General features: G+C 30.3%; 17 protein-coding genes, 1 tRNA gene and 1 pseudogene. 13 read left to right on the top strand and 6 right to left on the bottom strand.

Annotation, left to right across the window (positions count from 1 at the left end; genetic code table 11):
- Window positions 1–2 precede the first annotated feature (2 nt).
- From QZU90_RS07425 to asd, 5 genes and pseudogenes are all read left to right on the top strand, one after another.
- Window positions 3–200: a 30S ribosomal protein S17e gene (locus tag QZU90_RS07425; RefSeq protein ID WP_295606763.1), complete on the top strand. Its 198-nt coding sequence runs from the start codon at window positions 3–5 to the stop codon at window positions 198–200.
- Between the two features lie 338 nt (window positions 201–538).
- The gene (locus QZU90_RS07420) at window positions 539–1,756 is read left to right on the top strand and encodes an aspartate kinase (RefSeq protein ID WP_295606766.1); all 1,218 of its coding nucleotides are present in this window, start codon (window positions 539–541) and stop codon (window positions 1,754–1,756) included.
- Between the two features lie 291 nt (window positions 1,757–2,047).
- Complete coding sequence (dapA, locus tag QZU90_RS07415; protein ID WP_296856436.1) at window positions 2,048–2,941, top strand: 4-hydroxy-tetrahydrodipicolinate synthase; 894 nt, start codon at window positions 2,048–2,050, stop codon at window positions 2,939–2,941.
- 58 nt (window positions 2,942–2,999) lie between these two features.
- Window positions 3,000–3,818 (top strand): 4-hydroxy-tetrahydrodipicolinate reductase, encoded by an 819-nt coding sequence (gene dapB, locus QZU90_RS07410; RefSeq protein ID WP_296856434.1) that lies wholly within the window; start codon window positions 3,000–3,002, stop codon window positions 3,816–3,818.
- 72 nt (window positions 3,819–3,890) lie between these two features.
- Window positions 3,891–4,884, top strand: a pseudogene (gene asd, locus QZU90_RS07405) (aspartate-semialdehyde dehydrogenase).
- Between the two features lie 164 nt (window positions 4,885–5,048).
- On the opposite strand, the gene QZU90_RS07400 reads toward asd, so the two are convergent.
- From QZU90_RS07400 to QZU90_RS07390, 3 genes are all read right to left on the bottom strand, one after another.
- Entirely contained in the window at window positions 5,049–5,348 is a 300-nt protein-coding gene (locus QZU90_RS07400) for a hypothetical protein (RefSeq protein WP_296856432.1), read from the bottom strand.
- Between the two features lie 344 nt (window positions 5,349–5,692).
- A complete protein-coding gene (locus tag QZU90_RS07395; RefSeq protein WP_296856430.1) occupies window positions 5,693–6,481 on the bottom strand; it encodes a sulfide-dependent adenosine diphosphate thiazole synthase in 789 nt (262 codons plus the stop codon).
- Window positions 6,482–6,780: 299 nt separating this feature from the next.
- Window positions 6,781–6,957 (bottom strand): hypothetical protein, encoded by a 177-nt coding sequence (locus tag QZU90_RS07390; RefSeq protein WP_295606801.1) that lies wholly within the window; start codon window positions 6,955–6,957, stop codon window positions 6,781–6,783.
- A 633-nt stretch (window positions 6,958–7,590) separates the two neighbouring features.
- Here QZU90_RS07390 and QZU90_RS07385 point away from each other — a divergent pair.
- The gene (locus QZU90_RS07385; RefSeq protein ID WP_295606804.1) at window positions 7,591–8,736 is read left to right on the top strand and encodes an acyltransferase; all 1,146 of its coding nucleotides are present in this window, start codon (window positions 7,591–7,593) and stop codon (window positions 8,734–8,736) included.
- A 470-nt stretch (window positions 8,737–9,206) separates the two neighbouring features.
- Window positions 9,207–10,331, top strand: coding sequence for a metallophosphoesterase (locus QZU90_RS07380; RefSeq protein WP_295606807.1), 1,125 nt, complete (start codon window positions 9,207–9,209; stop codon window positions 10,329–10,331).
- A gap of 105 nt (window positions 10,332–10,436) precedes the next feature.
- Here the strand turns inward: QZU90_RS07380 and QZU90_RS07375 are convergent, their stop codons facing one another.
- The gene (locus QZU90_RS07375) at window positions 10,437–11,069 is read right to left on the bottom strand and encodes a hypothetical protein (RefSeq protein WP_296856427.1); all 633 of its coding nucleotides are present in this window, start codon (window positions 11,067–11,069) and stop codon (window positions 10,437–10,439) included.
- 239 nt (window positions 11,070–11,308) lie between these two features.
- Here QZU90_RS07375 and QZU90_RS07370 point away from each other — a divergent pair, with 239 nt between their 5' ends.
- From QZU90_RS07370 to QZU90_RS07355, 4 genes are all read left to right on the top strand, one after another.
- Complete coding sequence (locus tag QZU90_RS07370) at window positions 11,309–12,112, top strand: hypothetical protein (RefSeq protein ID WP_296856425.1); 804 nt, start codon at window positions 11,309–11,311, stop codon at window positions 12,110–12,112.
- 572 nt (window positions 12,113–12,684) lie between these two features.
- Window positions 12,685–12,972 carry a hypothetical protein gene (locus tag QZU90_RS07365; protein WP_295606815.1) on the top strand — a complete coding sequence of 96 codons (288 nt, stop codon included), beginning with the start codon at window positions 12,685–12,687 and terminating at the stop codon, window positions 12,970–12,972.
- A 1-nt stretch (window position 12,973) separates the two neighbouring features.
- Entirely contained in the window at window positions 12,974–13,243 is a 270-nt protein-coding gene (locus QZU90_RS07360; RefSeq protein ID WP_295606818.1) for a hypothetical protein, read from the top strand.
- 163 nt (window positions 13,244–13,406) lie between these two features.
- Window positions 13,407–13,480 (top strand) — tRNA-Lys (locus QZU90_RS07355).
- Between the two features lie 146 nt (window positions 13,481–13,626).
- Here QZU90_RS07355 and QZU90_RS07350 read toward each other — a convergent pair.
- The gene (locus QZU90_RS07350; protein ID WP_296856423.1) at window positions 13,627–14,778 is read right to left on the bottom strand and encodes a chitobiase/beta-hexosaminidase C-terminal domain-containing protein; all 1,152 of its coding nucleotides are present in this window, start codon (window positions 14,776–14,778) and stop codon (window positions 13,627–13,629) included.
- 179 nt (window positions 14,779–14,957) lie between these two features.
- Between QZU90_RS07350 and QZU90_RS07345 the strand changes: the two genes are divergently transcribed.
- A complete protein-coding gene (locus QZU90_RS07345; protein ID WP_295606824.1) occupies window positions 14,958–15,722 on the top strand; it encodes a nitroreductase family protein in 765 nt (254 codons plus the stop codon).
- Between the two features lie 294 nt (window positions 15,723–16,016).
- Window positions 16,017–17,690 carry a hypothetical protein gene (locus tag QZU90_RS07340; RefSeq protein WP_296856421.1) on the top strand — a complete coding sequence of 558 codons (1,674 nt, stop codon included), beginning with the start codon at window positions 16,017–16,019 and terminating at the stop codon, window positions 17,688–17,690.
- A 226-nt stretch (window positions 17,691–17,916) separates the two neighbouring features.
- On the opposite strand, the gene QZU90_RS07335 is transcribed toward QZU90_RS07340, so the two are convergent.
- Window positions 17,917–18,726 (bottom strand): TMEM175 family protein, encoded by an 810-nt coding sequence (locus tag QZU90_RS07335; protein ID WP_296856419.1) that lies wholly within the window; start codon window positions 18,724–18,726, stop codon window positions 17,917–17,919.
- Window positions 18,727–19,107 lie beyond the last annotated feature (381 nt).

Raw genomic sequence — 19,107 nt, 5'->3', positions numbered from 1 at the left:
TTATGGGAAACATTAGAACTTCATTCGTAAAACGTATATCAAAAGAATTAATTGAAACTCACCAAGGCAAATTTACCACTGATTTTGAAGAAAACAAAAAATTAGTGGCAGAGTACTCTACTGTAAGTACTAAACACTTAAGAAATAAAATTGCTGGTTACATTACTAGATTAGTAAAACAACAAGCAAACCAAGCTTAATTTTATTTTTTACTTTTTTTAAGATTAATTTATTTTAATCTTCTATTTTTAGATTAATTAATTTTAATCTGCTATTTTTTATAATTTTTATATCAATTTTAAATTTTTTTAAATTTTCACTGATTTATCAATTTTTGGATTCTTTTATTTTGGATTTTTATTAATTATTCACTATTTATTATTAACAAATTCTGTATTTTATATAAAAATATCTAAAATTAATAATTAAATATATAAATACCCTTTAATATAATTAATAAATGGATAATAGTCTATAAAATATAATTTATCAAAATTTTATTTTTATTTTTAATTTAAAAGAAAAGGTGTGTAAACAAATGGAATTAATTGTAGCCAAATTTGGCGGTACTTCGATTGGAAATGGACAAAGAATTAGAAAAGCTGCACAATCTATCGTAAATGCATATATGGAAGGAAAGAAGGTTGTGGTTGTTGTATCAGCTATTAACAAGACTACTGATGACTTAGTAGCTATTGCTGATGAATCCATTGGAAAAGAAGTTACTGAAAAGCAATTGGCGGAAATTTTATCCATGGGTGAGAGAACCAGCATCAGAGTATTTTCATCAGTCTTGGAATCCTTAGGTGTAAAATCTGAATATATAGATCCAAGTCATGATTTATGGCCTGTAATTACTGATGACAACTATGGAAAAGCTCAAATTGACTTTGAAAGAACTGAAGAACAAGCTCAAGGGCTTTTAGGACTTTTAGAGCAAGGAATCATCCCAGTTGTCTGCGGATTCTTGGGAAGGACTGAAAATGGAGAAGTGACTACCTTAGGAAGAGGTGGAAGTGATGTAACTGCATTCCTATTAGGTCATTGCTTAAATGCAGATAATGTGATTATCGTTACTGATGTGGATGGAGTAATGTCCACTGATCCAAGAAAAATCAATGAAGCTGAAAAATTAGATTACATCTCTGTTGAAGAGATGAGAGATTTAGCTACTCATGGAGCTCAAGTTTTACACCCTCATGCTTTAAGATTTAAAGATCCTGAAATAAAAGCGAAAATCATTAGCTTTGAAAAAGGTGATTTGTCTGACCCTGGGACTGAGATTGTAGGTCCCTTCGAAGATTCCATGAGCAAATCAGTATGCTTGCATCCTGAACCTATCTCTGTAGTTGCTTTAGTTGGGGAAGATTTGCTTAATCAAATTGGACTCCTTGCAAAAATGACAACTTTGGTAGCGGAAGCTAACATTAACATTTATGGAATTTCTGCAGGTCAAAATTCAATTACCTTATTCTTGGATAAATGTGATGCTGATGAAGCATACCATTTATTGCATAATTTAGTCATTGCTGAAGACAGCTTAAGCTCAATATCCTTAGGAAGGGACATTGCAATGTTAACCATGATTAATCCAGACTTTATTGAAACTCCTGGAGTAATCACTGAAATCACCAATCCACTTAAGGAAGCACACATAAACATTGTCGAAATCTCATCATCCCAAACTGCTATTGTCTTATTCATTAACTGGGAAGATGGTAAGGTAGCATACGACTTAATCAAGGGAGTTTTATAACTCTCGCTTTTATTATTTTTACCCAATAAAGAAGTGTTTACTTTTATTTTCATTTAAGAGAAGTAAAATCTTCTGTTCGTTTTTTATTGTAATTAATTTTTATTTACAATCCTTGAAGGTTCGTAAAAATATTTGGTTTTTAATGATACGAACTTTAACTGATTAAGTATTTGAAATTAATATGATTCTTTAGAAATTAAAATTAGATTGAAATAAAAATCAATGATTAGATTTATTAAATAATCGAAATAAAAATTCAAAAATAATTATAATAGTAAAAAGGTGTTTTTTATGCGTTTTGAAGGAACTGCTGTTGCTATGGTCACTCCTATGCATGAGGATGGATCCATAGACGAAGAAGGATACAGACAAAATATTAACTGGTTGATTGACAATGATGTGGACGGTTTAGTTGCTGTAGGAACCACTGGTGAATCTGCTACTTTAACCCATGATGAACATAGAAGAGTTCTTGACATCATGATTGATGAAGTTGACGGTAGGGTAACTACCATTGCAGGAACTGGAAGTAATGCAACTACTGAAGCATTGGACTTAACCAAATATGCAGATGATGCTGGAGCAGACATGGCTCTATTGATCACTCCATATTACAATAAACCACAACAACATGGTGTTATTGAACATTATACCCAAATTGCAAATGCAGTGGACATTGATTTAATCACTTATAATGTCCCATCACGTACCAGTTTGGATATGGCTCCTGAAACCATTGTGGAACTTGCAAAAGTGGACAATATCTCTGCTTTAAAAGAAGCTTCCTCTGATGTGGACAAAGTATCCAAAACCATGAAACTCTTAAGGGATGAAGGATTGGAAGACGATATTGTAATATTGTCCGGTAGTGATGAATTGACCCTTCCTTTAATGTCTGTTGGTGCAAGAGGTGTGGTGAGTGCATCCGCTAACATCGATCCAAGAACCATGGTTCAAATGGTAAACTGCATTTTAGACGGTAACTATGATCAAGCGTTGGAATTGCACTACAAACAATATGACTTAATCAAAGCTTTATTCATTGAAACCAGTCCTGCACCTGCAAAAGAAGCATTGAAAATGATGGGAATGCCTGCAGGTCCATTAAGATTACCTTTAGTTCCTATGTTAGAAGAAAACAAAGCAATCTTAAGAAAAGCTTTAGAAGATGCTGGAATTATATAAATTCCACTTCTTATTTTTTTACAATTTGATTATATTTACAAAATTATTAGATGATATTATGATAAAAGTTGCTGTAACTGGAGCTGCTGGAAGAATGGGCTCCGGAATTATAAGAAAAATTACTGAACAGGATGATATGGAAGTTGTAGCTGCTATTGAAATGCCTAACACTCCTTTAGCAGGTGTAGATGCAGGTGAAAAAGCAGGTATCGGAAACATTGGAGTTCCTATTGTCGGTTCCCAAGATTTGGAAAAAGCATTGAAAGAATCTGGCGCTGAAGTATTGGTAGACTTTACCATTGCTCCTGCTGCTGTTGAAACCATTAAAAGAACTGCTGAATGTGGCGTAAACTTAGTGGTCGGTACCACTGGATTTACTGAAGAGCAAGCGCAAGGGAATGCAGATGTAATCAAGGAAAAGAACATCAAGGCAGTTATTTCCTCTAATTTCTCAATTGGTGTAAACGTATTCTTTAAGGTATTGAAGGACTTGACTCCTATCTTAAATGACTTTGATATTGAAATCATTGAAGCTCACCACAACCAAAAGGCAGATGCTCCTTCCGGAACTGCTATGACTGCATTTGAAGTGGTTGCTGACGCTCTTGAAAGAAACCCTGAAGAAGTGGGCGTCTATGGAAGACAAGGTCAAGTAGGTAAAAGAACCAAAGAGGAAATCGGTATACATGCAGTACGTGGTGGAGACATTGTAGGAGATCACACTGTATTGTATGTTGGCGATGGTGAAAGATTGGAAGTGAAACACATGGCACATACCAGAGAAGTATTTATTGCTGGTGTTATCAGAGCTTTAAGATTCGTAGGTTCAGCAGGACCTGGAAAAGTTAACGACATGTCTGATGTTTTAGGAATTTAATTTTTATAATTCTATTCCTTTTCCTTAAATCAGACTTTTATTAAAATAATTATGATTATCGAGATGATTTAAATGGTAAAAGTAGGTGTACTTGGTGCAACTGGAATGGTAGGTCAAAGATTCATCCAATTGTTGGCTGATCATCCTGATTTTGAAATTGCTGCACTTGCAGCTTCCGGAAGATCTGCAGGCAAAAAATATGAAGACGCTACCACTTGGTATATGAATAGTGAAATGCCGGAATCTGTAAGAGACATTACTGTTATTGAAACTGACCCTGCACAGATGGATAAGGATGTTGAAATAGTATTCTCTTCACTTCCTGCTGATTTTGCTGCAAAAGTCGAGCCAGAATTTGCAAAGGATTTTGTTGTGGCATCAAATGCTAGTGCGATGAGAATGAAAAAGGACATTCCTTTAGTAATTCCTGAAGTCAATCCACAATTCTTGGACATGATTGAAGCACAACAGAAAAACAACAACTGGGACGGATTCATTGTAACTAACCCTAACTGTTCAACCATTGCTTTGACATTGACATTAAAGCCAATTTATGATAATTTCAACATAAACAGGATTTATGTATCTACCATGCAAGCTGTTTCAGGAGCAGGTTATAATGGTGTTCCTTCAATGGCTATTGTAGATAACTTGGTTCCATACATTGGCGGTGAAGAGGAAAAGATGGAAAGCGAAACATTGCATCTTTTAGGTTCACTTGACGGTGGAGAAGTTGTACCTGCAAACTTCTCATTAAGCGCATCCTGTCACAGAGTGCCTGTTATTGACGGTCACACTGAAGCAGTATTCGTAGAGCTTGATGATGAGGCAGATATTGATAAAATCAAAAAGACAATGGCTGACTTTAGAGGACTTCCTCAAGAATTAGGTCTTCATTCCGCTCCAGAGCAACCTGTCATAGTCAAAGAAGAAGATGACAGACCTCAAAAAAGATCAAGCATTTGATAACAGCTTCAAATATGTTCTTGTAGGACATAATACAATTAGAGGTGCTGCTGGTGCTTCTATTTTGAATGCTGAATTGATTAATAAACAAATATTATAATATTTTTTATTAATTCTTTTTTTTACTTTTTTTTAATTATTTTTATTTTCTATTTTTCTATTTTTTCCTGATATTTAAAGAGTGTTTCGTAAAACTATTGTTTAATGAACTAAATTAAACTCTAAAAGTTTCAAAATATTTTAATAATTTCATACACTTCTTTTTTAAAGTTTTGCACGTTTTCTTATTTCTTCCAATTCCTTCTCTGCTTTAGGCCTAAAAAACCATGCGTCCCCACAGTCATTAAGATTTCTTCTATCAATCTCATCGATGATTTCCTCATACAACTTGATTGCATCATAATAGTTTCCTTTATCCCTGAATACATGAGCTTGGCGATACAGTTCTCTGATTTCATTTTCAAAATTTTCTGTTCCTGAAGAGAAGCCTCCTACGCTGGCTCCACAACTGCATATGCTGTCTCCTTCATCTACCCATGAACCACAATTTGGACAAATTGGCATTTCATCACTCCTCTTTTCTTCTCAATTTAAAAAAATATTACAATCCCAAATAGATTTAAAAAAATAATAAATAAATAAAAAATCAAAAAAATTAATCTTTTACTTATTTTCCATTTACATTGTTTCCAATAAAAAGAATCATTCTGCTTTTGTTGTTTCGTGAAACTTTGGTTTAATGAAATAAATTAAACAATAGTTAAAAATTAGTATATTTTCTGTTGTATTTAAATTTTTGTAAAAATTGATGGTTTGAGATTATCCGTTTCGTAAAACTCGGGTTTAATGAACTAAATTAAACAAAAAACAAGAAAATAAGTAAAAAGAATAAGAAAATAAAATGAAAATTATTTCCTATTTTCCAAGTCTTCAATGACCTTTTTAGCTACATACTCACCAGACAAGAGCATTCCACCAAATATAGGACCCATGCGTTGGGAGCCATGAACTGCATTTGCAGCCATTCCAGTAACATATAATCCGGGATAAACTTCAGTAACATTTTCCAATATCTTGGATTCTGCCCTATCAGCCCACATGGATTTCTCACCCATTATCCTACCTGTTGCAGTATTCAGTCTTCCTCCCATCTTCTCTTCAACAATCTTGGTGATTTCTGTTGGATGGCCTGTTGCATCAATGACCGCCTTAGCTCTGACAGTCAATGGATCTATGTGCAATCCAGACATCTCTACAGAGCTCCAATTCAATACAATCCCATTTATTCCATTTTCCCTAACCATCAAGTCTTCAATAGACATCAGATTAAATATTTTAAGCCCTGCTTGAGTTGCTTTGGAACATAAGGTGGAAGTGCATTCAACCGAATCAACAACATAATAATTGTCTTCAAAAACTTTAGATCTGATTCCAAACTCATCGAGGATTCTCTTTCCTTCCTCCTGAACGACAACCTTATTGAACATCATTCCACCACCCCACATGCCTCCACCTATGCTGAGCTTTCTCTCAAACAATGCAACCTTATATCCTGCCTTAGCAAGATAATATCCGGCAGTGACTCCAGAAGGGCCTCCCCCACCAATGGCTACATCCATATCTGTGTAATCTAAAAAATCATTCATATATTCCTGTATAATCGCTTTTGATATTGTAATATCATCCAATTTTTTCAATATAAAACCTCCATTTGAATAGATTTTTGTTTTGATTAATTAAAACAATTATAAGTATTTTAGCTTTTTATATATTTAAATTTTATTATAACGGCGAATTAAACTTAAAAAAGGAAATAAAAGTTGTTTCGTAAAACTTTAGTTTAATGAACTAAATTAAACGGTTATAGTAATCTTCAAAGATATTTAGTTTATTTATCTTCATTTATACTATTTGTTTGTATGTTTTTACAGTTTTGGATTGATGTAAAACCTTCTAATTTTGATTTTGCTATAACTTTAGGTATTTTTATTATATTTTATTTATATATTGTATCTAAGGATAATGTTAGGTTTTCTCCTAAATCAAATAGGGCTGATGCAATTTTTGCAAGTATTATGACTTTTGTCTTATTACTTGTTAGTATTTTGGTTTTTTTAAATAGTAATTTACTTAACTTAATCTTAGTTCTTGTTTCTTCAATAATTAATTTCATAGTATTTATTCCACATACCTTGAAATAATTAATAAATCGTTAGGTCTAATTTATTTCTGATAAGATGTATATATTCCACAATATTTAATTATTAAATAATGGTTTTTTCTCAAAAAACATTAATTTATTAATTAAATAGTAAATATTTTAGATAAATTTATTAAATTGCTTTAAAATCATTAAATTTAGCATAATTTTATTTATAAATAAGTAGTTTTTAGAAAATTTATTTTTAGGATTTGTTGAAGTCCTCAAAATTTTTAGAATAAGCTTTCTTAAAATTGATTTTCAAGTATTAACTAAGTTTAAATTTTTATAAAAAATAGTTTTCAACAGACTTTATTTTTAAATAAATAGCTTTTAATAATTCTAATTTTTTATATTTTTAATGATGTTATTTTATTAATATCAATTTCTTTTTAATAATTATCATATATATTTTATATTCTCTTGATTTAATTATTGTCTTTGATTGATTTTTATGAATATTGTTTAATTATTTTTATCTTTTTTAAATAATTTTATACAGTTAAATAATATTTTTTTAATTCTTATTTGTCTGATTAACTTTATATATTATGAGAATATACATATTTATATTTAAATTATTTTGATTTTTGTGTTAGTGGTATAATGTCTTTTTTAAAGGTTTCAGATAAATATATTCCATCTATTCCCTTTTCAAATATTTCTAAAAGGATTCCAAAAAGAAGAATTGCATTCATTGATGAATTACGTGCTATAAGTATAATGTCTCTTGTTCTTATTAATACATCAACTTTATTAAATCATAAAGGTGTTTTTACTTATGAGGAATATGTTTTATTTTCAACTATGGCTTTTGGTGTACCTATATTTTTAATGCTTCTTGGAACATTAATGTTAGAAAGAGATTATTATGATGATATTCCAAAGTTTCTTAAAGGTAGATTTATGCGTATTGTAATTCCATTTTTAGTATGGAACACAGTTATTGCCCTTGTTTATACTTATTATCATGGAAATTTAACATTTAGTTTATCTGGATTAGGAGCATTTTCTAGAACTTTTGGTTTGCAACATTGGTATGCATGGATGTTAATTGGTATTTATTTGTCTTTACCAATTTTTAATTCTTATATTAAGGAAACCAAAGTTTATGGTGCTAAATATTTTTTAGTATTATCATTTCTTGCAGTAATTATTTATCAAGCTTTAGAAATTTTCAATACTTCTACTTACTTTAATTTAACTTTCTTTATTGGTCCAATAATATATTTGTTCTTAGGTTATTATTTAGATCATAATGAATTTAATTTAAGTTCTAATAAGTTAATTTGGATTGGTTTATTATTATTTATTGCTACAACTACATTTATTATATATTTTGATATATTTCATAATGGATTTCAAAAAACAGTTTTCTTACATCATTATAATTTTTATACACGTTCTTATATGGATGTAAGTTTGGTTGTTATACTTCAAGCTACTGGAGTATTTTTATTCTGGAAATATATTAATTTTGATAGTACTAAAGGTTTATTTAAGAAATTTGCATTATTATTTAAAAAACCATTAATTAGTGTAGGTATTAAATCAATAAGTAGATCTTGTTATGGTATTTATTTAACTCATCAAACAATGTTACTTATAATATTCCTTCTTGTTGATGTTAATTATTTCAATGCTTATTATTGGAATTTTTTACTTGCATTTCTTACATTTGTTAGTAGTTGGGGTTTAATTACTGTTCTTAGAAAATTAGGTATTCCTGGTTACATTATTGGTTATGATTAATTTCATAACTTCTTTTTTATATTTTCTTTAAAATTTAAAATCTTCTCTTTGTTTCGTAAAACTTGGGTTTAATGAACTAAATTAAACAATTATTTGAATTGATATAATGATTTAATTTAAACATTAAATAAATTACAAAAATAGAAGTAATAATTTATTTAATTTTAAAAAAATATTTTTTAAATTAAAGATAGCTTCAAAAGATATATATTCCTTAAAAAATATAGGTATGCATACTGAAGGAGGTAATAATTATGTCTATTTTAACAATAATCAGTATTTTATTAATCATAGTGCTTATAGTGCTTTTAGTTAAAGATAAGGAAAGAGAAAACAGGACTTTATTAATTGTACTATCTGCTATAACATTGGTTTTAATTATTTTGAATATTTTACTATAACAAATATGAAAAAATCAATCTTTAAGTAATCATCAATTTTATCATGAATAATTATTAAAAGTGAAAAATATGTCTAATGAAAAACCCTTCGGACTTACTGCTCGACAAAAGATACAAAAGGGAATGACAATCACTCGAGAAAAGATCATACCTATGGAATTTGATGAAAGCAGGTATGATATTGTTGAGGTTAATGTTGAAATCAAGGATTTAGACCCTGTTTTCCATGACTATAAAATTGTGAACCTATCTGATCTTCATCTTGGCCAATGGCTGACTGCAGAGTATTTGGAAGGTGTAATCGATATTGTAAACAGACAGGGACCAGATATGGTTGCACTTACTGGAGACTATGTGTCCTATGTCCTTGATGATGTTGCAGAAGACCTTGAACGATGCCTATCCATGATTGAAGTTAAAGATGCATCCCTTGCAGTGCTTGGAAATCATGACCATTGGAACGGAGCAGAGGAAATTAGGAAAATCTTGAAAAATGCAGGAATAATGGATGTGAGCAATGATGTCTATTCAATATCCAAGGATGCAGAAAAGGGAGTGGTTAATCTTCACATTGCCGGTGTTGACAGCATGAAACTGAATAAGGAAGACATTGATGCCGTTATGCTTAAAATACCTGAACAGGGCCCTGCAATAATGCTTGCGCATGAACCTGATTTTGCAGACATTGCTGCCACTACTGGAAGATTTGCACTTCAAATATCCGGCCATTCCCATGGTGGACAATTCATTATTCCTGGACTCAACACCACAATTTTAAGAAGTGACTATTCTCGAAAATACCCTGTTGGAGAATATCAAGTAGGGGATATGGTGCAATATACATCTAAGGGATTGGGAACAAATGTTTTCTGGCTTAGAATCAATTGTGCCCCTGAAATTACAATTTTTAGATTAAAAAGTCCTGAAGTTGAAGAAAAAATTGGAAATGAGGAAAGCAAAAACGTTAATCAAACATTATCAGTTATTCATTCCAAGAAAATCTTCCCAACAAGGGATGATGTTGACAATTTCCTAAATATTGATGATATTAGTGACTTTATAGAATCAAAAAGAAAAAGAATCCCAGTTTATATGGAAAATAAGACAGACAACATTAAAGAAAACATAAATGAAATCCCAAAAATTATAGAAAATAAGACAGAAGAAATAAAAAACAATTTAAAGTTTAATTAAGTTCATAAACCATAGCTTTAAAAGGTCATTATAAAAATCTTTTACAAATTTAGTTGTTTTTTAGTTTTTATGAAGTTTCATAAAACTATGGTTTTATGAACTTAATTATGGCATGGCATCATAATCAATAAACTCTTTCTTTACATTAACATTGTCAACATCAACTCTTTCACGATATATGCACTTGCCATAATCCAAATGGGTTCTGTATACTTCAAATATTGCGTAATCCGCTTTTTCATCCAAATGCACTTGATATGGCACATCTCCAAGATAGCAGGTTCCCACATAGTTGCTGTCATTATACAATACTTTCCCATTTTTTGAGTAGAATATAACATTTATGGCATGTCTTCCATAGCTTTTCTGATTGTATGTAATTTCATATCCTTCTTCTATAGAAACCTTTGAATTGTACTGGGTTGAATGAATGTATCGGGTAATTTTCAAATCATCTATGACTACTGTATTAGACAATGAATCAGAAACTGCAGGCACAACAACTGTTGCTAAAACTATTATCCCAAGAACAATCAGAATTCCTGCAAGGCAATATTTTCCGCTGTTGTCATTTTCGGAGCTAGCATTTTGTCTACTTGATCCATTTCCTCCATAACTTCTTGGATAGTAGCCTCCAAGATCAGAATCATCATAGTCTCTTCCATACATCTTCTCTGCATCGCTGGCTCCATAGTGATAATCTGCATTCTGCATGAAAAAGTCATCATCACCTATCATGAATTTACCCCATTCACCTTTTTGATTAATTCTATTTTTATTATAAGTATTTATTTTTTTACATTTCTATTTTTCAAAATGGTTAAACCACTTAATTAGTTTAGCAAAATACTTATTTAACGTTTCGTAAAATAAGATTATAAAGAATATTTACATAATATTTTAAATTTTAATAGTTAAGTTTACTTTTTATAAGAAGCTTTTTTAAGAGTTTTATTTTTTTTAAAGAGGATTATCATATGATGGAAATTCATTGCAAGGAATGTGGAGGCAATAAGTTTGCCAGAAGGGAAGAGATGTACATCTGCACTGGCTGTGGCAGAGAATATTCTGCATTTGAGGTTATAGAACTTACTGATGATGTGATATCAAATCAAAAGACTTTTGAATCAAAAAAAGGTTCCATAACTGAAAACACTAAGGATTTTCATCCAAAAAAACCTTTGAGCTATTATGAATCCGCTTTTAAAAGAAATCCTAACGATTTTAACGCTCAATTGAATATAATTTACCTGAAGGCAGATAAGGCAAAAGTCACTGAAATAATCCCATATATTAGAAAAATGACCAATATATCTCCTAAAATCCTAAAGTCAATAAGGGATAGTCAAATGGATGAAGACAAGGAAATGGAAGCAATTTGGGAAGTAGGTGGCGTATTTCAGATAACTGCAGTCACTTTCAAGAATTCTGGGGATGCAAATACAAGGAAAATGGCCAATGATGCCTATGCCCAAAGAGTCAATAAGGAATGGTATCTTCGCATTCTCGAATTGACTAAACTGTTTTTCACTTTTGGTGATGATTTGGAAAGGGTATTTGATGGCAAGTATAATGATTTGGCTGTAAATTCATATAAGACTGGAATTTGGTATTATCTGGATATAATTAAGCTTGCAGAGGATCAGGAGGTTCATATTAAAAAGATAAGGAATTATGAAGAGAAAATAAGATTGGTTGAACCTGATTTTGAGTCTAGGTTGGATCTTAAAGTTGGTAAAAACAAGGGATCCTTCTTTGGAAGATTATTGTCCAGAAATTAGCATTTTTATTTTTCCTTAGTTTTCATAAGATGAATCTTAAATTTTCTTTTTAGTTTATTTTAACACTTTACATTATATTGTTCCATATGTATTTCATGTTTTTTTTCACTAATATATTGTCAGTAATGTCTTTTTCAAGTGATGCCAATTGTTGTTTTGTTTCTTGTTTTTTGCCCAAATAAAATCTTCCCATTCATTCTATGAATATCTGCTTTTCATTATTTGATATTTTTATCATGAATCATATTTTCTCATTCAATTCATGAACTCATTGTAATCCATGATAAAAGATATTGCCAATTTAATGAAATGACTTTTCTTCTAAAATTTAATTTTAAAATTTCATTGAAAGATTGTTCCATTTATTTACCCTACTCTTTAAACAGGTGTTTTTTGAAACTTATGAAAGAGAAAAAAATTATATATGCCCTATAATAAATAGGAATATGTAAAAATTAAATTTTTTAATAATGAGATGGGTATTGTGTTCATTGAACTTTAAATGGATTTTACATGATACTGATCTCATTAATAAGAATTTGAATTTTCAATTGATTTGACGGAGAAATTTTATGTTGGAAGAATTCATGCCTTTTGTAGGCCTAATTATTTTTGGAAATATAGAAAACCTTATTTTGGCATCGCAAGGTGTTGTTGCAGGTGTAAATCCTAAAGTTTTAGGATTGTTGAGTATTTTTGCTGTCGTTGTATGGCTATTTATAGGATTTGTTGCAACTGATTTCGCAATGCAATATTCCCAATACATCACATTCCTTGGTGGACTAGCGATTGTAATATTAGGTATCATATCCATCCGCGATGCAGTTCATCATATCTCAGAAGCTAAAGGAGATGCATAAGATGATAAATTTAAGAGATTATGCCCAGTTTACAGGACTGCTCATCTTTGGGAACATTGAAAACCTCATCTTGGCATCCCAAGGTGCTGTAGCACATGTAGACCCATTTATATTGTCCATATTGAGCCTGATTGCAGTGGTCATATGGCTGTTGCTTGGAACATATGGGACAAAACTGGCTATCAAATATGCAGACTACATTGAAATATTCGGTGGAGTGGCCATCATAGTTTTAGGTATTCAATCCATGCTTGAAGCTATGGGGTTATAATATTTCTGCCTCCCCTTATCTTTTCTTTATTTATTCTATTTCTTAGTTTCAATCTATTTTTAGAAAATTTTGGTGCAAAGAACAAAAAATTTTGGTGCTAAGAACAAAATAGTTAAATAATTTAAAGTATAATATAATATTGTTTTTTTATAATTTTTCAACCGGGCCCGTAGCTCAGTCTGGCAGAGCGCTTGGCTCTTAACCTTGTTGTCGCGGGTTCAATCCCCGTCGGGCCCGTTTTTTATTAATTCTTTTTTCTATTTTTTTTACTTTTTTTCACATTCACAAATAATGAAATAAATTAATCTAACTTAAAAAATTAATAAAAAATAAAAAGAAATTAAAAATTAATAATTAATAAAAATAGGGTTAAAAATTAAAAATTAATGCTTAAAAGTCAAATTAACTTTATTTAAAGCTTTAATATATTTGTCTGCATATTTTTGTTTAAGATTCTTTGAATAAGAAGCCTCTGTTTCATAAATATAAGAAACAATACCCTTATTTGCTATAGGAACAGTTATGTAAGCAGGACTTGAGCCTAATTGAGGATCAAACCTTTTTATGTGTGGTGCCAATTTAAGCAATCTTTTTAAATAAGTCGAAGACTTATTATGGAGTTTTTTAGATATTTTAACACTTTTAATTTTTTTATTTGAAATCATGTGAATAAATCGAGGATACTTGTATCCGCTAAGCCTGTAGTTTGTTTCATGGATATCAGTTACTATTTGAGGATTTTCTTTAGATATGTCCTTTACAACATATTTTTGACCCAGAACCTGACCGTTCATTCTGCTTTTAGAATAGCTGTTCTTATCTTTAGTCACATGAATGTAATACAAGACAAATCTTCTATTTAATTTTCCATTTTTGTTTTTCAGGCTTTTTTGCATCGCTTTATGCATTCCATTCTCTTGAACATGAACTCCAACAATTAGGGCAATGGTTTTGGTTGAGGATAAATTGCCATAGTACAACTTTTCAACATAGCCTTTTGTAGTTTTACCTAAAATCCTTTTATATGTGAATATTTTGGATTTGGTTCCATCATTAGCGAGAATGAAATATTTCAAAACCTTATTTGAAGATAAAGTGATATTATTCTTGAACTTTTTACTGTTTAGAGTAGGATTCTTGCCGTCTGTGGTATAATAAATAATTCCTTTCTTATCTGATTTTAGCTTTATAACTGTTTTTTTGGATTTGATTATCATTTTATTAATCCATACGCGAGGGGCCTTTTTACTGGCTAATGTGGAATTATTAGATACAATAGGTGTGCTTTGATTAGTTGAAACAGAATTGCTGTTCCCTTCACTTGATGAAGAATCATCTATACTTAAATCACCAGTCTCTTCAATGTAGTTTGAGGGCTGTGTATTATGATCAATAACAGGAATATCTCTTGAATCATCTGCTATGCCACTATTTTCAGCACTTACTGTTGCAATGGAACATAGCAAAGATAAAATGATTAGAATTAATAACAGGAATTTTTTATAAGACAAGATATGGCCTCCAATTAATATCATTAAAAATAGTTTGTTTAAACCTATATAAATAAATGTTTCTAGTTAAATAAAAAATCATTAAAGTTTTCTAATTCTAGGGTTTTATTAAACAAAATAATAACATATTTAAATTTTTATCATCAAATTATAATAAGATGTTTATAAATTAATAAATTAGTTGGAACTAAAGAGGTAAAAATATGAATCCTATTTTAATTGATGATGATAAATGTATTGCATGCTCCTCTTGCATAAATGACTGTCCTAATTCATTCATTTATTTGGAGGATGGCAAAATAAAAACCCATGACAATGGTTGTATAGAATGTGGACATTGCTATGCCATTTGTCCTGAAGGTGCCATTAAAATGGTCAATTATGATTTCACTGAGGAAATGGCAGTGTCTATGAGCGAAATAAATGAACACACTCTTCTTAATGCAATGAGAAGCCGACGTACTACAAGGCAGTTCAAACCAATTGAGGTCGAAGATGAAAAAATCAATATGATTCTGGAAGCTGGAAGATATGCTCCAACAGGTGCAAATTCTCAAAATGTCAAATATACAATTCTCGGTTCCAAACAGGATGAAGCAGAGGAAATCTGTGTAAACCTATTTAGAAAGGGTAAAAAAGTGGGAAATCTGAGCAGTTATTTGAGAAGAATTGAAGTGACAGATGATTTCTTCTTCAAAGGAGCTCCATTGATCATAGTCGTTTCAAGTAAAAGCAATATAAATGCAGGTCTTGCAAGCGCATATATGGAAATAATGGCTAACAGTCTTGGACTTGGAGTTCTATATAGTGGATTTTTTGTAATGTGCACAAAGCTAAGCAGGAAACTTAGAAATCTTATTGAATTGGAAAAAGGATATGATGTTGTTTCTTGCATGGTAATAGGTTATCCTAAGGTCAAATACCAAAGAATCGTCCCTCGTAAGGATTTGCAGGTAAATAGATTATGATTTTGCTAATAATATCCAATTCTTTATTATTTCTTTTTATTCTTTTCATATAATTATCATTTTTTTATTTCAAATCAGCTATTTTTGATTTTTTCATATAATTTTTTCTTATTTTTTTCTAATTTTTCTTAAAATTATCCAGTTTTTTATAAAAAACTTAAATATTTCATTAAATTTAATAAATATAATTAATTAAGTTTAAATAAGAGATTAAACATAAATTTAATTAATAGTTTTAATTAAGGATTAATCTATCTTGATTAACGTTAAATTAAGTTATATTTAAGTGATAAAATGAGTTTTGAGAATTCTAGTGAAATATTTAAATTACAGAAATTAGTGAAATCTTCCCTTTTGGAGATCAACAAGCTTAAGATGGAAATTGCCCAATTAAAGGATGAGCAAAATTCCCTAGTGTCCAATGATGAATTTGAAACCCTAAAAAATGAATCTGAACAGTCTTTAAAACAAAAAGAAGAAGAACTTATTGATTTAAAGAAAAAACATGAAATTGAAATTTCAGATTTAAAACTTAGATATGATGAAGATTTAAGAATCAAAGATGATGAAATCTCTTCTTTAAAAAATCAGTTTGAAGATGACTTGAAAAGCAAAGGATTAGAGCTTAGCGACTTTTTAGATAAGTTTGACAATGACATCAAGGCAAAAAACGATGAGATTTATGATTTGAAGGCTAAGTATCAGGCTGATTTGAAAACTAAAAACTATGAAATAGAAAACTTAACTCATTCTTTAAATACTAATATTGAAGTATTGAACAGATCCAAGGATCTATTGAATTCAAAGGATGAAACCATCAGAAACTTATCTGATAAGGTTAATGAACTTTCCGATTTAAACGAATCTCTTTCTAAAATGAAGGAATCCTTTGATGATGAATTTAACAGCTTTAAAACTTTAGAATTAGGTCAAGCAAATCTTAAATTGAAAGAGGCATTGAATGATGTCAGCTCTAAAGACAATGAGATTCAAGCTATTTCTAATGACTTAAAGATGGCTGAAAACAAATTGACTGATGTTCAACGCCAATTGGATGAAGCAAAAACCAAGGAAAATGAAGCTAACCTCAAATTGGCTAATACATTAAGCACTGTTGATGAAAAGAATCTTGAAATCCAGACACTTAATAATCAAATCGCTTCTCAGAATGAAGAGATCCTTGACTTGAAGAACAATTTGGTCAATAAGGACAATCTTGTGGCATTGCAAAGGGAACTTGATTCACGTGATGTAACAATTCGTGAGAAGGATGTGCAGATACAATTGTTGAAAGACAAGTCTGTTTCCCGTGAGGAATATGCTAAAGTTCAAAATGAATTGTCTAAAAAGGACTTGCAGATCCAAAGGTTGAATGAAGTGAAAGACCTATTCTTTGAATTGTCTGATGACAGCTTCTTGGATAACCAGTCTCAGGATGGAGTCATTAACAAGACATCTGTTGAAGATAGGGAATTGCTTGAGCTAAATGACATCAAGAGAGAATTGGAATTGGCTAAAGAGAATAAGCTTAAGATTAGGGCTGTTGGCGATGAGGAATTGGAAAATGTGGCTAATTTAATTGATTCCTCTTCAAGTGATGCAGGTGCTGGCAATGCTTCAAATCAGAATAATTCAGAGGAAGTTGAAAAGTTAAAACATGAAATTGAAGGATACAAATCAACAGTTGAGGAATTGGAAAAATTCAAGTTTGTCTATGATAAGTTAACTGCTCCTCAATTGAAGAACTTAAATTCCATCCAGTCTCAAATTTATCATTTGTTACCTGAAGATGAAGCTATGGATACATTGTCTGTAAAGGACTACCTTAATGATCTTGCTTTCAAGAATCTTTCATTTGGTAATACAAAGAACATTCTTAAAAGTTTAGAGAGAAAAGGTTATGTTGAAGTAGCTAAAAAAGAAAATGATATATTCTTCTGGCAAAAGCTTCCTTTACCTGAAGAATAATTAATCTTTCTTATTTTCTTTTTTTATTATTTTTTTTGAATTTATTTTTTAATATGCTTAATTTTGCATCGTTTTTGAATTTCATGTAATTTTAGAATTTTTCATGAAATCGTTTTTTCTTTGACTTTATGCTTTTTTTATACTATTTGTTATTTATTAACTTTTTTTATAAGTCTTAGTTTATTTTTACTTCACCTAATTCCTCTATTTGATAAATTATTATATATTATTTCATTAGGTACTGAATATGTCTTAATGTTGAAATGATAGGAATCAATAGGAACAAGTAAATGAAGTTAGGGTTTACATTAAAGTCAAGTAGGTTTACGATAATTGTGACACCCATAAGCATATACAAAGTGTGGAATACATATTTTTTATCTTCTTCGCTTGTGTATTCTTCAAGGAATCCTCTCTTGTGTGCATAATGGAACATGATTAAAAAGAATATTATAACTAAAAGTATATTCACTCCAAATATTACATTTGCCAAGAAGAAATGTGAATAGTTTCCAATGACTGATGTTGAAAAAGGTATGAAGCATAGGCATGCTAAATAAAAGATATTTAACCATAGATAAGGCATATTCAAGCTTTTTATTTTCATGAACTCATGATGGTAAATCCAGAATGAACCCAGTACAATGAAGCTCACAATGATTAGTCCAGCTATTGGTCCGATGGAGCCTAAAAAATTTATGAATCCAGTGTAATTGAGTATTTCCTTATCCGGCAAGACCATTCCAAAGATCAAAAGGGTCATTACTATACTGAATATCCCATCAGTAAGCCCCATCAGCCTTCCAGGATCAATGTCAATGTTTTTTTCAAAGGCATCCATGAATCTTTGATAAGTGCTGATTTTTTTATTGGTTTTTTCAAGTTTCCTTATCTCTTCATCGATGTTCTCTTCATTGATATTTTCACTTAATTTATTTTTTCCCTTTGCATTTTCAAGTTTTTTATGAACTTTCACAGCCTTATTTTCATCCATTTCGATTATTTGCCGTTCAATCTCGTCTTTTAGTCTTTGCAATTCTTTATATTTTTCATCAACATCTTCATCAACATAATCCTTAGATGGGCTGTGATTTTCTATTCCTTCATCTGTTATAAAATCACCTCCAAGTCAATTATAATTAGTTAAAATTTTGTAAATCTTATTATAATAACATTTTGGAAAACATGCACTCCCACCATGTCTCTTTCAATTGTTTACCGCAACGGAACTAGTGTTAACTGCAAAGGAACTAGTGTTAACTGCAAAGGAACTTTCAATTTTAATATATTTTTGTAACTAAATTAAATTTATATTATTTTGTTCATATTTTTGATATATTATTATAATTTTATTCAAAGTTTATTATTTTTATCATATTTTTATTTAAAATAATAATTTTATAAAAATTCATCATAA

Origin of the sequence: uncultured Methanobrevibacter sp., assembly GCF_902784195.1 — an archaeon.
GTDB lineage: Archaea > Methanobacteriota > Methanobacteria > Methanobacteriales > Methanobacteriaceae > Methanobrevibacter.
The sequence above is the reverse complement of the archived record's forward strand: the minus strand, read 5'-3'. Positions and strand labels throughout refer to the sequence as shown.